Annotated in this window: 13 protein-coding genes and 1 tRNA gene; 11 read left to right on the top strand and 3 right to left on the bottom strand. The window is 77.0% G+C overall.

Translation table 11 applies throughout. The features are described from left to right. Positions 1 to 184 precede the first annotated feature (184 nt). Positions 185 to 1,519: an NAD(P)/FAD-dependent oxidoreductase gene (locus ACFV0O_RS29980; protein ID WP_380346776.1), complete on the top strand. Its 1,335-nt coding sequence runs from the start codon at positions 185 to 187 to the stop codon at positions 1,517 to 1,519. Positions 1,520 to 1,547: 28 nt separating this feature from the next. On the opposite strand, the gene ACFV0O_RS29975 is transcribed toward ACFV0O_RS29980, so the two are convergent. Next, entirely contained in the window at positions 1,548 to 1,697 is a 150-nt protein-coding gene (locus ACFV0O_RS29975) for a hypothetical protein (protein ID WP_380346775.1), read from the bottom strand. A 505-nt stretch (positions 1,698 to 2,202) separates the two neighbouring features. Here ACFV0O_RS29975 and sigK point away from each other — a divergent pair. The 3 genes from sigK to ACFV0O_RS29960 all read left to right on the top strand — a co-directional run bounded on the left by sigK (position 2,203) and on the right by ACFV0O_RS29960 (position 5,389). Further along, positions 2,203 to 2,796, top strand: coding sequence for an ECF RNA polymerase sigma factor SigK (gene sigK, locus ACFV0O_RS29970; RefSeq protein ID WP_380346782.1), 594 nt, complete (start codon positions 2,203 to 2,205; stop codon positions 2,794 to 2,796). Further along, a complete protein-coding gene (locus ACFV0O_RS29965) occupies positions 2,793 to 3,803 on the top strand; it encodes a MerR family transcriptional regulator (RefSeq protein WP_380346774.1) in 1,011 nt (336 codons plus the stop codon). The genes sigK and ACFV0O_RS29965 overlap by 4 nt, the downstream gene beginning before the upstream one ends. A 92-nt stretch (positions 3,804 to 3,895) precedes the next feature. Then, entirely contained in the window at positions 3,896 to 5,389 is a 1,494-nt protein-coding gene (locus ACFV0O_RS29960; RefSeq protein ID WP_380346772.1) for an SDR family oxidoreductase, read from the top strand. Between the two features lie 56 nt (positions 5,390 to 5,445). On the opposite strand, the gene ACFV0O_RS29955 is transcribed toward ACFV0O_RS29960, so the two are convergent. Beyond that, the gene (locus ACFV0O_RS29955) at positions 5,446 to 5,751 is read right to left on the bottom strand and encodes a hypothetical protein (protein ID WP_380346771.1); all 306 of its coding nucleotides are present in this window, start codon (positions 5,749 to 5,751) and stop codon (positions 5,446 to 5,448) included. Positions 5,752 to 6,143: 392 nt separating this feature from the next. On the opposite strand from ACFV0O_RS29955, the gene ACFV0O_RS29950 reads away from it, so the two are divergent. From ACFV0O_RS29950 to ACFV0O_RS29925, 6 genes are all read left to right on the top strand, one after another. Further along, positions 6,144 to 6,410, top strand: a complete 267-nt coding sequence (locus ACFV0O_RS29950) for a hypothetical protein (RefSeq protein ID WP_380346770.1) — start codon at positions 6,144 to 6,146, stop codon at positions 6,408 to 6,410. A 224-nt stretch (positions 6,411 to 6,634) separates the two neighbouring features. Continuing rightward, positions 6,635 to 7,474: a GNAT family N-acetyltransferase gene (locus ACFV0O_RS29945; protein ID WP_380346768.1), complete on the top strand. Its 840-nt coding sequence runs from the start codon at positions 6,635 to 6,637 to the stop codon at positions 7,472 to 7,474. A 167-nt stretch (positions 7,475 to 7,641) separates the two neighbouring features. Next, positions 7,642 to 7,866 carry a translation initiation factor IF-1 gene (gene infA, locus ACFV0O_RS29940; protein WP_360255148.1) on the top strand — a complete coding sequence of 75 codons (225 nt, stop codon included), beginning with the start codon at positions 7,642 to 7,644 and terminating at the stop codon, positions 7,864 to 7,866. A gap of 75 nt (positions 7,867 to 7,941) precedes the next feature. Then, the gene (locus ACFV0O_RS29935) at positions 7,942 to 8,520 is read left to right on the top strand and encodes a hypothetical protein (RefSeq protein WP_380346766.1); all 579 of its coding nucleotides are present in this window, start codon (positions 7,942 to 7,944) and stop codon (positions 8,518 to 8,520) included. 154 nt (positions 8,521 to 8,674) lie between these two features. Further along, entirely contained in the window at positions 8,675 to 9,742 is a 1,068-nt protein-coding gene (locus ACFV0O_RS29930) for an alpha/beta fold hydrolase (protein ID WP_380346765.1), read from the top strand. Positions 9,743 to 9,958: 216 nt separating this feature from the next. Beyond that, complete coding sequence (locus ACFV0O_RS29925) at positions 9,959 to 10,957, top strand: DUF4232 domain-containing protein (protein WP_380346764.1); 999 nt, start codon at positions 9,959 to 9,961, stop codon at positions 10,955 to 10,957. A gap of 499 nt (positions 10,958 to 11,456) precedes the next feature. Here ACFV0O_RS29925 and ACFV0O_RS29920 read toward each other — a convergent pair whose 3' ends face one another. Next, a complete protein-coding gene (locus ACFV0O_RS29920) occupies positions 11,457 to 12,485 on the bottom strand; it encodes an AraC family transcriptional regulator (RefSeq protein ID WP_380346763.1) in 1,029 nt (342 codons plus the stop codon). 141 nt (positions 12,486 to 12,626) lie between these two features. On the opposite strand from ACFV0O_RS29920, the gene ACFV0O_RS29915 reads away from it, so the two are divergent. Then, a tRNA-Glu gene (locus ACFV0O_RS29915) sits at positions 12,627 to 12,698 on the top strand. The last annotated feature ends 111 nt before the right edge of the window (positions 12,699 to 12,809 follow it).

The raw sequence follows: 12,809 nt of genomic DNA, 5'->3' as shown, positions 1-12,809 counted from the left end.
GGGGGGGGGGGGGCGGCGCGGGGCGCGGCGCCCCCGGGGCCCCCCCCGCCGGGGGCGGCGCCCGCGGGCCCCGCCCCCAATCCGCCGCCGCACCCGCTCCGAACACCGGATGCGTCCCCGCACGGGCGCCGCCCAGCCGCACCGCACCGAGCGCACCGCACCGGCCGACCGGGAGGGAACCCCGTTGACCACACCCACGACCGCACCGCCCGCCGCCCCGCGCACCCCGCGGACCCCCGAACGCCGCCGGATCGCCGTCGTCGGCGCGGGCGTGGCCGGCCTCACCGCGGCCTGGGAACTCCGGCGCGCCGGCGCCGCCGTCGAACTCTTCGAAGCCGACGGACGCCTCGGCGGCCACGCCCACACCCAGCGCGTCCCCGCCCCCGACGGCCGCCGACTCGCCCTGGACACCGCCTCCCTGATCCACGACGAGCGCACCAGCCCGCACCTGGCCCGACTCCTGAGCGACCTCGGCGTCCCCACCCGCGACGCCGACATGAGCATCTCCGTCCACTGCCAGGGCTGCGGCCTCGCCTACGCCGGCGCCGACGGCCCGGCCGGACTCCTCGCCCGCCCCGACCCGCCGCTGCGCCACCGCTACCTGCGCCTGCTCGCCGACATCCCGCGCTTCCGGGCCCGCGCCCGCCGCCTGCTCGCCACCCCCGGCGCCAGCGACCCCACCCTGCGCGACTTCCTCCTCGACGAGTGCTTCTCCGGCTACTTCCTCCACCACTACCTGATCCCCCTGGCCGCCGCGGCCCCGCCCCGCGCCCCCGAACCCGCCGGCGACCACCCCGCCCGCCACCTGTTCGCCCTCCTGGACCACCACGGCCTGCTCACGGAGACCGGCCCGCCGGCCTGGCGCACCGTCACCGGCGGCTCCGCCGCGTACGTGCGGCGGATCGCCGACCGGCTCACCACCGTCCACCGCAACACCCCCGTCCGGGCCGTCCACCGCCACCTCGACGGCGTCACCCTCACCACCGGCGACGGCCGCCGCGCCGAGGCCGACGCCGTCGTCATCGCCACCCACGCCGACCAGGCCCTGGAACTGCTCGCCGACCCCACCCGCGCCGAACGCGAGGTCCTCGCGGCGTTCCGCCACACCAGCACCCCCACCGTCCTGCACCGCGACGCCTCCGTCCTGCCCCGCGACCACTGGGCCCGCAGCGCCTGGAACTACCGCATGCCGCACTGCACCGCCCCGGCCGGCACCGCGCGGATCAGCCACCACCTCAACCGGCTGCTGCGCCTGGACACCGCGGAGGACTACCTGGTCACCCGCAACGAATCGCCCCACGACCCCGTCCCCGAGGACCTGGTGATCTCCCGCACCGTCCACGAGCACCCCGTCCACACGGCCGAGTCCGTCGCCGCCCAGCGCCTGCTGCCCCGGCTGACCACCGGACGCACCGCGTTCGCCGGCGCCCACCACGGCTGGGGCTCCCACGAGGACGGCTGCCGCTCCGGCCTGGCCGCCGCCCGCGCCCTGCTCGGGCTCGCAGCGGACGCGCCGTGACGGCCGCCGGGCACCGCACCGGGCGGGCTCAGAACGCGTACCCGACCCGCAGCCAGGGCGCGTGCCGCTCGATCAGCGCACGCAGCCCGGCCAGGGCCGCCGCCTTGGCCCGGGCCCGGTAGCGCACGTTCCAGCCGCCGTTCCCGGACAGCTCGGGCTCCTGGAGGCGGGGCGCCACAGCACCTGCTCGGCCCTGGGGGGCCGGCCGGGGTTCACCTCGTGCAGGTCCCGGTTGCGGGTCAGCATGATGATCTCGGCCGCCGCCTGCGCCTTGACCGCCGGGCCGAGCACGTCGTCCATCCGGCACATGGGCTCGGCCCAGTCGGCCTGCCGGCCTGCCCGCAGCACGACGGGGGAGAGGTCGAAGCGGACCTCGTAGCCGGCGGCCAGGAAGTCGTCGGCGGCCCGGACCCGCTCGGGCACCGCACAGGACGGGCGGCGTGGGACACGGGTGACCTCCAGGGGAGCCGATCGCAGGGCCCGCCGTGCCACGGGCGAAAACGCTGCGCAAACGCTGCGAATACCCGGCCGGGGTTCCGCTGCGGGACGGTCGGAGTGTGCAGGCGACGATCGACCGGCGACCCGGCGCGAGCGCCCCCGAAGCCCCCGGCGCCGGGGTGCCGACCCCCGAGGCACCCGGCGCCGGGACGTCCGCGGACCGGCGGGCCGGGCTGCGCGCGCTGATGGCCCGGACCGCGCGCGGCGACGAACGGGCCTTCGAGGCCCTCTACGGCACCACCGCCGCCCCCGTCCTCGCCCTGGTCCTGCGGGTGCTGCGCGACCGCGCCCAGGCCGAGGAGGTGGCCCAGGAAGTGTTCTGGCAGGTGTGGCGGGAAGCGCCGCGCTACCGCCCCGAGCGCGGCGAGGTCCTGCCCTGGGTGCTCACCCTGGCCCACCGGCGCGCCGTCGACCGCGTCCGCTCCGCCCGGGCCGCCGCCGACCGCGACCGCACCGCCGCCCTGCGCGACTACACCCCCGACTTCGACCAGGTTGCCGACCGCGTCGAGGACGCCCTGGACCGCGACCGTGTCCGGCGCGCCCTGACCGTGCTGAGCGACGCCCAGCGCGAATGCCTGCTCCTGGTCTACTTCGGCGGCTGCACCCAGGCCCAGGCCGCCGCCCGGATCGGCGCCCCCCTGGGCACCGTCAAGACCCGCATCCGCGACGCCCTGCGCCAACTGCGCGGCCACCTCGGCGACGCCCCCCTGCCCCCGCCCCGCCGGTCCCCGCGTCCGAGCGGCGCACCGGCGCGCCCCGCCGTAGGCTCACGGCCGTGACCGCCCCCACCGTCGCGGCCGCCGCCGCACTGACCACCGGAGCCCTCGCCCGCCGGCTCGGCGTCTCGCCCACCACCATCCGGTCCTGGGAGAGCCGCTACGGCATCGGCCCGGCCCACCGCGACCCCGGGCGGCACCGCCGGTGGGAGCCGCACGACGTGGCCGTGCTGGAGGAGATGTGCCGCCTCACCGCCCGCGGCGTCACCCCCGCCGAGGCCGCCCGCGTCGCCCTGGCCGCCGGCACCGCCGGCACCGCCGACCCGTCCGCGCCCGCCGGCACCGCCGCCCCCGACCGGGCCCCGAGCGCGCCGCCCGGGCCGCCCGGGCCGTCCGGGACCGTGCCCGCCCCCGGCGGCAACACCCTGCCGGTGGGCACCGTCCGCCCCGAGTGCCGGGGACTGGCCCGCGCCGCCGTACGCCTCGACGCCCCCGAGATCGCCCGCATCCTGCGCCGCAGCATCGACGACCTCGGCGCCGTCACCGCCTGGACCGAGGTCATGACCCCGGCCCTGCGGGCGGCCGGGCGCAAGTGGGCCGTCGAGGGCGAACGCTGCGTCGAGGTCGAACACCTGCTGTCCTGGCACGTCGCCGCCGCCCTGCGCCGGGCCTGCGACCGGGCCGACCCGCCGTCCGGCCCGGCCGTGCTGCTCGCCGGCATGCCCACCGAACTGCACTCCCTGCCGCTGGAGGCCGTCGCCGCCGGCCTGGCCGAACGCGGCCTGCCGTTCCGCATGTTCGGCCCCGCCCTGCCCCCCGAGGCGCTCCTGGAAGCGGTGCGCCGCACCGGACCGCCGGCCGTCCTGCTCTGGTCCCAGGTCGCCCGCACCGCCGACCGGACGCTGGCCCACCACGTCGCCCGCACCACCTGGGGCCCCCACGGCGCCCGCACCGGGCCCGTCGTGCTCGCCGCCGGCCCCGGCTGGGCCGGCCCCCGCCGCCCCCCGGGCACCCTGAGACCCCGTGACCTGGCCACCGCCCTCGACCAGTTGGAACGACTGCTGCGCTGACCGGGCCGCCCTGGACCGGGCCCCGCCCGGACCCCGGGCTGACCGGGCCCCGCCCGGAAGACCCCGCCGCAGCCGCAGGAAAGGAGCCGACAGTGGACGAGCCGACCCCGACCGGACGGCGCTGCCTGGTCACCGGAGCCACCGGCTACATCGGCGGACGGCTGGTGCCCGAACTCCTCGCCGCCGGGTACCGGGTGCGCTGCCTGGCCCGCGACCCCGGGCGCCTGCGCGACCAGCCCTGGCGCGCCGAGGTCGAGGCCGCCCCCGGCGACGTCACCCGGCCCGAGACCCTCGACGGCGCCTTCGACGACGTCGACGTCGCCTACTACCTCGTCCACTCGCTCGGCACCGGAGCCGACTTCGAGGACACCGACCGGCGCGCCGCCCGCGCCTTCGGCCGCGCCGCCGCAGCGGCCGGGGTCGCCCGGATCGTCTACCTCAGCGGACTGCTGCCCGCCGGCGTCCCCGAGGCCGAACTCTCCCCGCACCTGCGCTCACGCGCCGAGGTCGGCCGGGTCCTGCGCTCCGCCGGCGTGCCCACCGCCGAACTGCGGGCCGCGGTCATCATCGGCTCCGGCTCCGCCTCCTTCGAGATGCTCCGCTACCTCACCGAACGCCTGCCCGTCATGGTCACCCCCCGCTGGGTCGACACCCGCATCCAGCCCGTCGCCGTCCGCGACGTGCTGTCCTACCTGGTCGGCGCCGCGGCCCTGCCGCCCGAGGTCGACCGGGCCTTCGACATCGGCGGACCGGACGTCCTGACCTACCGCACGATGATGCTCCGCTACGCCCGCGCGGCCGGCCTGCCCCGGCGGGTGATCCTGCCGGTGCCCGTCCTGTCCCCGGCCCTGTCCAGCCTCTGGGTCGGCCTGGTCACCCCCGTCCCCGGCCCGCTCGCCCGCCCGCTGGTGGAGTCGCTGCGTCACGAGGTGGTCTGCCACGAGCACGACATCGCCCGCTGGATCCCCGACCCGCCCGGAGGCCCCACCGGCTTCGACCGCGCCGTCGAACTCGCCCTGCGCCGCATCCGCGACGCCGGGGTCACCACCCGCTGGTCCTCCGCCTCACTGCCCGGCGCCCCCAGCGACCCGCTGCCCACCGATCCCGACTGGGCCGGCGGCAGCCTCTACCAGGACCTGCGCGAACGACGCGTCGCCACCGCACCCGCCGCCGTGTGGCGGGTGGTCGAAGGCATCGGCGGCGACAACGGCTGGTACTCGCTGCCCTACGCCTGGGCCCTGCGCGGCACCCTCGACCGCCTCGCCGGCGGCGTCGGCCTGCGCCGCGGCCGCCGCGACCGCCACCACCTGCGGGTCGGCGACGCCCTCGACTTCTGGCGGGTCGAGGAGATCGAGCCCGGCCGGCTGCTGCGCCTGCGGGCCGAGATGCGCCTGCCCGGCCTGGCCTGGCTCGAACTGCGGGTCACCCCCGACGGGGCCGGCGGCACGCGCTACCGCCAGCGCGCCCTGTTCCACCCGCACGGCCTGGCCGGCCACGCCTACTGGTGGACGATGGCGCCCTTCCACGGCCTGGTCTTCGACGCCATGGCCCGCAACATCACCGACCAGGCCCGCCGCGCCGCCTGACCGCCGTGCCGCCTGAACGTCGCGCCGCCTGACCGCCGTGACCGCCGGGCCGGCGGTCACACCGCGGCCGCCTCGGCGGGCCGGGGGGAGCGGACGGGGGAGGGCGCGGGGGCCTGCGGGGCCGCGCCCTCGTCGGAGCCGGCCGGCTCCAGGGCCACGTCGAGCACGTCGACCATCCGGCGCAGCTTCTGCTGGACGCGGACGGCCTCGGGCCGCGGGACGCGCACGACGGCCCGGGCCGAGGCCGGCGCCGCGGTGGTGAACGCGAGGTCCAGGACCCGGTGGTTGTTGAGGGTGGAGGCGAGCCGGGCGAGCGTCCCGGTGGTGGGGCGCAGGGTGACGGTGAGCCGGGTGTGTTCCATGGCGACGGTCCTGTCTGTGGATGGGACTGGCGGGCCGGGAAAGCAGAAAGACCCCTCGCGGAGCGCGAGAGGTCTGCGTGCGGGCGGTGGGCCGGGGAGGTTCACTCCTCCCGGCGCGGTGCCGGCACGCCGCTGGTAATCAGCTGCTGCTGCATGCCCCGCATGCTGGCAGAAACCCGCAGCGGTGGGACGGGGCGTCTCATCCTGCGGGACAGCGGCGGTGCCGCGCCGTCAGACCGCGCGCCGCGCCCGTACACCTGTCCGCACGCCCCTCCGCGGGCCGCGCCCGTACGGCCCGTCCGCGGGCCGCAGCGCGACGCCCGGATACCATCGGCCGCCGTCGCCGGCCGCAGGCCCGTACCGCCGGCCGTCCGACCCCGCAGGAGCGCACCGTGCCCGCCCCCGACCGCCCCGCCTGGTTCACCGGCCCCGAGGAGTCCCTCGCACTGCTGCGCGGCGCCGCCGAGTCCGGCGGCGTGAGCCTCGACCCGGACACCCCGCCCGGGGAGGAGGACGCCCGGGTGCTGACCGACGAACTCGCCGACGTCCTCCTGTCCGGGGACTGCTTCGACCGCGACCGCGACTGGGAGATCACACCGTTCGGCGACCTGGTCGAGACCCTCATCGACACCCTCAACCGCTACGCCTACCCGGACTGATCCCCGCCCCGGGCGGTGCCGCTCCCGGAGGTGCCGGCCGTAAACCGGTTGGGACCGGGGGCCCGCGACTGCTACGGTCTGCGCAGCCGTGAGAGAACGCGAGGAGGTGAGACCCATGAAGGCCGTATCCATGTGGGTGCTCCCCCTTTCCGTCACGGTGGGCGGTTGACATAGGTGTCGCCCCGGGAGCGCCTCAGACCAGGCACTCCCGAAAGGCACCACCCATGAACCCCGAACACGTCAACCCCGTGCGCCCGGACCCGCTGCACGCGGACCCGGCGCGCCCCCTCCCGGGCACCGGCGACCGCGCGGTCGTGGTCACCCGGATCTCGGACACCCAGTGGCACGCCGTGCAGGACGACCGCGTGGTCGGCTCCGGTGACGCCTCGCGCCGGCCCGACGGGCGGCTCTTCGTCAGCGTCGACGCGTGGCACGACGAGGTCTTCGACCGCGTCGCCGCGGCGATGTCGGCCGACCTGCCCGAACCGCTGCACACCCTCACCGACGAGGCCGACCGGGACACCACGGCCGCCTGGCAGCGGGCCGGCTTCACCACCGTCCGCCGTGAGCGGGGCTACCTGCTGCCCACCGACCCGCAGGCCACCGGCCTCGGCGCGGTACGGCCCCCGGCGGGCGTGACCGTCCTGCCCGCCGGGCAGGCACAGGAGGGCCCGCTGCGCGCCCTGGACCGGATCGTCCACGCCGAGGTCGAGGCGGGCCCCGGCTGGCCGGCGATGCCGGCCCAGGTGCTGCCCTGCCCGGCCGGCACCACGGTGGTCGACCCCGCCCGCTACGCGGTGGCGCTGCAGGACGGCGAGTACGTCGGACTGCTGCGGGTGGCCCCGCTCCGCCGGCCGCGGATCGGGATGCTCGCCGTCCGCGCCGACCACCGGCGCCGCGGCATCGCCCGCGTGCTGCTGGCCCACGCGCTGGAATCGATGCACCGGGCCGGCACCGCCTCGGCCTGGGCCGACGTGGCGGAGTCCAACACGGCCGCCACCGCCCTCGTCGAGGGCATCGGCGCCCGCCGCGCGGGCGCGACCCTCGAACTCGTCCGACACTGACGACGACTGACCACGACTGACGACGACTGACGAGGACTTACACGACTGACGAGGACTTACACGACTGACGAGGACTTACACGACTGACGAGGACTTACACGACTGACGACGACTGACGACACCGTGCGACAACCGACGACCGACCACCGAACGGAGAGGTGAGAGACATGGCCAAGACAGCAGACGGAATCGAAGTCGAAGGCACCGTCACCGAGTGCCTGCGCAATGCCACTTTCAGGGTGGAGCTGGCCAACGGGCACATCGTGCTCGCCCACATCAGCGGCAAGGTCCGCAAGAACCACATCAAGATCCTCCCGCACGACCGGGTGCTCGTGGAGCTCAGCCCCTACGACCTCACCCGCGGCCGGATCCGCTACCGCTACCGGTCATAGGGTCCGCCGTCGGACCCGCGTACCGGGCCGGGGAATCCGGCGGCGCCGGCGGGGCGCAGCGGCTTGGATGGGGGGATGACCGACACCGCGATCCCCCGGCTGCGCGAGGCCGTCCGCCGTACGGGTGAACTCACCCGTGACCGCACGCCCACCGGCCGCCGGCCCGGCGACGCCGACGTCCACGACGGGACCTTCGCCACCGACGGGGCGATCGGGTTCGACCCGCTGCCCTTCCTGCGCGCCCTGCAGGAGGCCGGGTCGGGCGCCGTCGTGGTCGGCCAGGTCGCCGGCATCATGCACGGCTCCGTCGAGCCGACCGGAGACCTCGACCTGCTCTGGGACGGCACCCCCGCCGAGGCCCGCGCCCTGCGCGCGGCCCTCACCGCGGCGGGCTGCGCCGAACTTCCCGACCTCGGCCGCCCGGTGGGCTCCTACCGGGTGGCCGGGGCGAGCGGCGACCTGTGCACGCCCGCGGTGCCGTGGGGCGGCCTGGACACGGCCGCCTGCCTGGGGCGGGCCCTGACCGCCACCGACGCCGCGGGCCTGACGGTGCGGTACGTCGCCCTGGACGACCTGATCCGCATGCGGCGCGCCCTCGGGCGGCCCAAGGACCACCGCCGGGCCGACGAGCTCGAACTCCTGCACAGGACCTGAGCGCGTCGGCCCGGTTCGGTCATCCTGCGGTGCCTCCGTCGGCCGGCCCAGCGTCAAGTGACTGATGTGCGCGACCGCCCCGCGGACCACAGTGGGTGGTGCCAGCCGCCGGTCCGCGGGGCCGGCCGACGCGACGCACGACGGAGGAACGAGCATGATCGACAGGCGCACCTTCACCAGGGCCGTCGGGCTCGGGGCGGGCGCGAGCGCGCTGTCCCTGGCCGCCCTGCCCCAGGCCGCGCAGGCCGCACCCGCAGCCCCCGCACCCGCGGCCCCCGCCCCGGAGGCCGCGCCGGGCGGCGCCCCCGCCGGGCGGACCGGGTTCGCCCGGCGGGGGCAGGTCCGCGCCGGGGTGCTGGACGTCGGCTACGCCGAGGACGGCCCGGCGGACGGCCCCGTGGTCGTCTGCCTGCACGGCTGGCCGTACGACATCCACAGCTACGTCGACGTCGCCCCGCTGCTCGCCGCGCAGGGCTACCGGGTGATCGTCCCCTACCTGCGCGGGCACGGCCCGACGCGTTTCCTGTCCGCCCGTACGCCCCGCAACGCCCAGCAGGCCGCGGTGGCGCTGGACGTCGTCGCGCTGATGGACGCGCTGGGGATCGGCCGGGCGGTGCTGGCCGGCTTCGACTGGGGCTCGCGCACCGCCGACATCGTCGCCGCGCTGTGGCCCGAACGGGTCAAGGCACTGGTGTCGGTCAGCGGGTACCTGATCACCGACGTCGAGAAGCAGAAGGAGCCGCTGGCGGCCGCCGCCGAACACACCTGGTGGTACCAGTTCTACTTCGCCACCGAGCGCGGGCGCCTGGCCATGGAGGACCGGGACAAGCGGCGCGCCCTGTGCCGCCTGGTCTGGGAGGACGTCTCGCCCACCTGGGCCTTCGACGACACCGTCTTCGAGCGCACCGCCGCCGCCTTCGACAACCCCGACTACCCGGCGATCGTCATCCACAACTACCGCTGGCGCCTGGGCCTGGCCGACGGCGAGCGCCGCTACGACCGCCTGGAGCAGCGACTCGCCGCCCGCCCCCGGATCGCCGTGCCCACCGTCACCCTCGACCCCGGGCGCGACCCCTTCACGGCCCCCGGCGACGGCTCGGCCTACCGGCAGTACTTCACCGGCCCCTACCTGCACCGCACCCTCCCGGAGGTCGGCCACAACCTGCCCCAGGAGGCGCCCGCCGCCTTCGTCCAGGCCGTCCTCGACGCCGACCGCCTCTGAGGCCGGCTCCGGCACCGCCCCTGCCGCCCTTGCCCCTGCGGCCCTTGCCCCTGCCGCCGTTGCTCCGCCGCTGTTCTCCGGCGCCCCCGGGCCCCGGCCCCCGCCCCGGGGAGCCGGGGCCCGCCCGCGCCCGAACCCCGGACCATTGCAGACCTGTTGCACGCGGAGTGGCCCGGCTCACAGCCGTTCGGGCGCGGAGCGTGATCGACTCGCCCGATGCGTCAGTTCGAGAAACACCCGGCCCTCCTGACGGCCCGCCGGTCGGCCGCACTCGCCGCAGCCGCCGCCGCGGCCGTCGCGCTGCTCACCGGCTGCGGCTCCCGGGTGGCCGGCGCGACCGGCGCGGCCGGGGCGGACGGCACCCCGACGGCGTCCGGCACCGCCGGGCCGTGCGGGACACCGCTGCCGTCGCCCACCGGCGCCCAGGAGCCGTCCGGGCTCGCCCAGCGCGGGGTGCGGATCGCCGCCGTCGGCCCGGTCTGCGCCGAGTACGAGGTGACCAACCCGGACGCCGAACCGTCCGACGTCACCGTGGTGTTCAACCGCCTCTCGGCGACCGGCGCCGCACTGGACACCGTGACGCACACCGTCACCGCGCTCGCCCCGGGGGCCACCGAGAAGCGGCGGATCGACCTGTCCCCGTCCGACCGCACCCGGCCGGCCGCCGGCGCACAGCTGAAGATCGTCAAGGTCCGCAGCGTCCCCAGCGCCGAGGCCCCGCAGCCCGGCGGCCCCTGCCCGGCGTCCGGCCTGCGCCTGTACGCGGACGAGGGGGACGCCGCGATGGGCCTGCGCGTGGTCGGCCTGCACCTGCGCAACTGCGGCACGGCCGCAGTGACCCTCGACGGCTACCCGACCCTGCAACTGCTCGACGTCGACCACCGGCCCGTCGACGGTGTACGACTGCTGTCCGGCGGCGCCGAGATCGCCACCGGCACCGGCGCGGACACCCCGCCGCAGAAGATCGCGCTGCGCCCGGGCGAGGGCGCCCGCGCCACCCTGGTGTGGCGCAACACCACGGGGGACGGCGCCCCGGTGAACGCCCCCTACGTGCGGGTCCGGGCCACCCCGGACGCGGCCCCGGTGACGCTCACCCCGGAACTCGACCTGGGCACCACCGGCCGCCTCGGCATCGGCGCCTGGGTCGGCGAGGCCGGCGACGCCCGGCCGCCCGCGACCACACCGCCCTCCCCGTCCGGCGCCCCGGCCGGCTGACCGCGTGACACCCGGGCGGGGCGGGCGCCGTCCGGCGGGCCCCCGCAGCCCAGGCCCGGACCGCCCGCCGCCGTGCTCGGCGTCGACTGCAGCACCGGCACCTTCGGCAGCGACGGCACCCAGCAGTCCTTCACCAGCTCCTGCTCGGCCACCGGCACCACCCCGTGGTGGGTGAACGCGAGCTGTTCGAACGGCACCACGCGAACAGCCGGCCCGTACCCGGCCTTCCGGAACGTGCGGGTCCACTGGCCGCCGGACACCACCGCCCTGCGCGGCCGGGTCTGTTACGTCCGCCCCCCCGCACGGGCGGCCGTGCGACCGGCGGCCCGGCACGCTCCCCCGTGGCGTGCCGGGCCGTCGGCGTCCACCGTGGAGGATGCCAGGGCGCGGTCCGGCAGTGTTGGCACTGCGTCGACAGTTCCTTGGCACTGCGTCGACGGTCCGCCCGGTCACCCGCCCGCGGGCCCGTCCGTTCCGTTGTCATCCGCCCGCGTGGTCGTCACCCGCCCGCGTGGTCGTCGCCCGCGCGCTCGGCCGGCGCCCGGCGGCGGTGCTCACTGGGCGAGAGCCCGTACGCGGCCCGGAAGGCGCGGCTGAGGTCGGAGGCGCGGGGGATGCCGCAGCGGGCGGCGACGGCCTGGACCGGCAGGCCGCGCAGCGCGGGGTCGGCGAGGTCGCGGTGGGCCTTCGCCAGGCGCAGGCGCCGGATCCAGGCGGCGAGCGTCTCGCCGTCGCCGTGCCGGGTGAACAGGCGGTGCAGGTAGCTGACCGAGACGTGGTGCGCGCCGGCGATCACGGTCGGGGTGAGTTCGGGGTCGTGGAGGTTGCGCCGGACGAAGGTGCGGACGTTCTGCACGAGGGCGCGCCCTCGGGCGTCGTCCGGCAGCGCGGCTTCGGCGTCCAGCTCCCGGGCCAGCCAGGCCGCGACCAGGTCGACCACGACGGTTCCCAACCGGGGCGCCTCGGCGTCGCCGAGCAGGGCGGCCTGCCGGTCGAGGCCGACGAGGAAGTCCGCGAGCAGCGCGCTGGTGCCCTCGCGCCCGGAGAACCCCCGGCCCAGCAGTTCACGCAGCCGCTGCGGCGGGAGCGGCAGCAGACAGGTGGGGAAGTCGATGCCGACGGCCTCGACCCGGCGGTCCGCCCGGCCGGGGGCGGGGGAGGCCCGCAGGTCGAAGGGGTCCGAGCTGTCGAGGACGTGCAGGTCGCCCGGGGTGAAGGTCTCCGTGCGGCCCCGGGCGTCGCGGGTCAGCGCCAGGCCGCCGTCCAGCAGCAGCGTCAGGTGGTACACCTCGGGGTCCGAGCGCCGCACCATGCCGGCGGTGCGCCGGAACCGGGTGGAGGGGAAGGAGGTCCGCAGGAGCGTCACCGGCCCGAGTTCCAGGCGCCGCATCTCCGCCCGGAAGTCGTCGGCGTGCGCGCTGGTCACCTCGCTGGCCCGGGTGCGGCCGATCAACTCCCGCCAGTAGTCGAAGCGTTCCCTCGCGGGCACGTCCTCGCCCCGGAGCACGTTCCCCGTCCTCGCGGTCACGTCCACCGCTTCCTCTCCTGTTGCCTCCCCCCGCCGTCGGCGGGGACGTCCCGCCCGATTTTCCTCTTCCGATCATGAGCTGGTAACTTCGTCCCCGTCGGCGGGACAAGATCGCGGAAGCGGTCGGGAACCGCCGGCCAGGCGTCGGTGGTGCAGTGGTAGCACGCCCACTTTCAGTGGGAGGGGTTCGTTCGATCCGGGCCCGGCGCTCCAACGGACAGGGGGGGGATTCGCGTAAGGCCTGAGCCCCCGGTGGGTTTGCCGCCCCGGCCGCCCGGCCGCCGGGGAGCGCCGCCCCGCGCAGCCAACAGCGCTGGAAATCCC

Origin of the sequence: Kitasatospora sp. NPDC059577 (assembly GCF_042735475.1) — a bacterium.
Lineage (GTDB): Bacteria > Actinomycetota > Actinomycetes > Streptomycetales > Streptomycetaceae > Kitasatospora.
The sequence above is the reverse complement of the archived record's forward strand: the minus strand, read 5'-3'. Positions and strand labels throughout refer to the sequence as shown.

Excerpts from the sequence above, each read along its gene's own strand:
- ACFV0O_RS29945 (WP_380346768.1), top strand. The coding sequence starts at position 6,635 with ATGAACCCCGAACACGTCAACCCCGTGCGCCCGGACCCGCTGCACGCG.
- sigK (WP_380346782.1), top strand. The coding sequence starts at position 2,203 with ATGGCCCGGACCGCGCGCGGCGACGAACGGGCCTTCGAGGCCCTCTAC.
- ACFV0O_RS29930 (WP_380346765.1), top strand. The coding sequence starts at position 8,675 with ATGATCGACAGGCGCACCTTCACCAGGGCCGTCGGGCTCGGGGCGGGC.
- ACFV0O_RS29955 (WP_380346771.1), bottom strand. The coding sequence starts at position 5,751 with ATGGAACACACCCGGCTCACCGTCACCCTGCGCCCCACCACCGGGACG.
- ACFV0O_RS29935 (WP_380346766.1), top strand. The coding sequence starts at position 7,942 with ATGACCGACACCGCGATCCCCCGGCTGCGCGAGGCCGTCCGCCGTACG.
- ACFV0O_RS29925 (WP_380346764.1), top strand. The coding sequence starts at position 9,959 with ATGCGTCAGTTCGAGAAACACCCGGCCCTCCTGACGGCCCGCCGGTCG.
- infA (WP_360255148.1), top strand. The coding sequence starts at position 7,642 with ATGGCCAAGACAGCAGACGGAATCGAAGTCGAAGGCACCGTCACCGAG.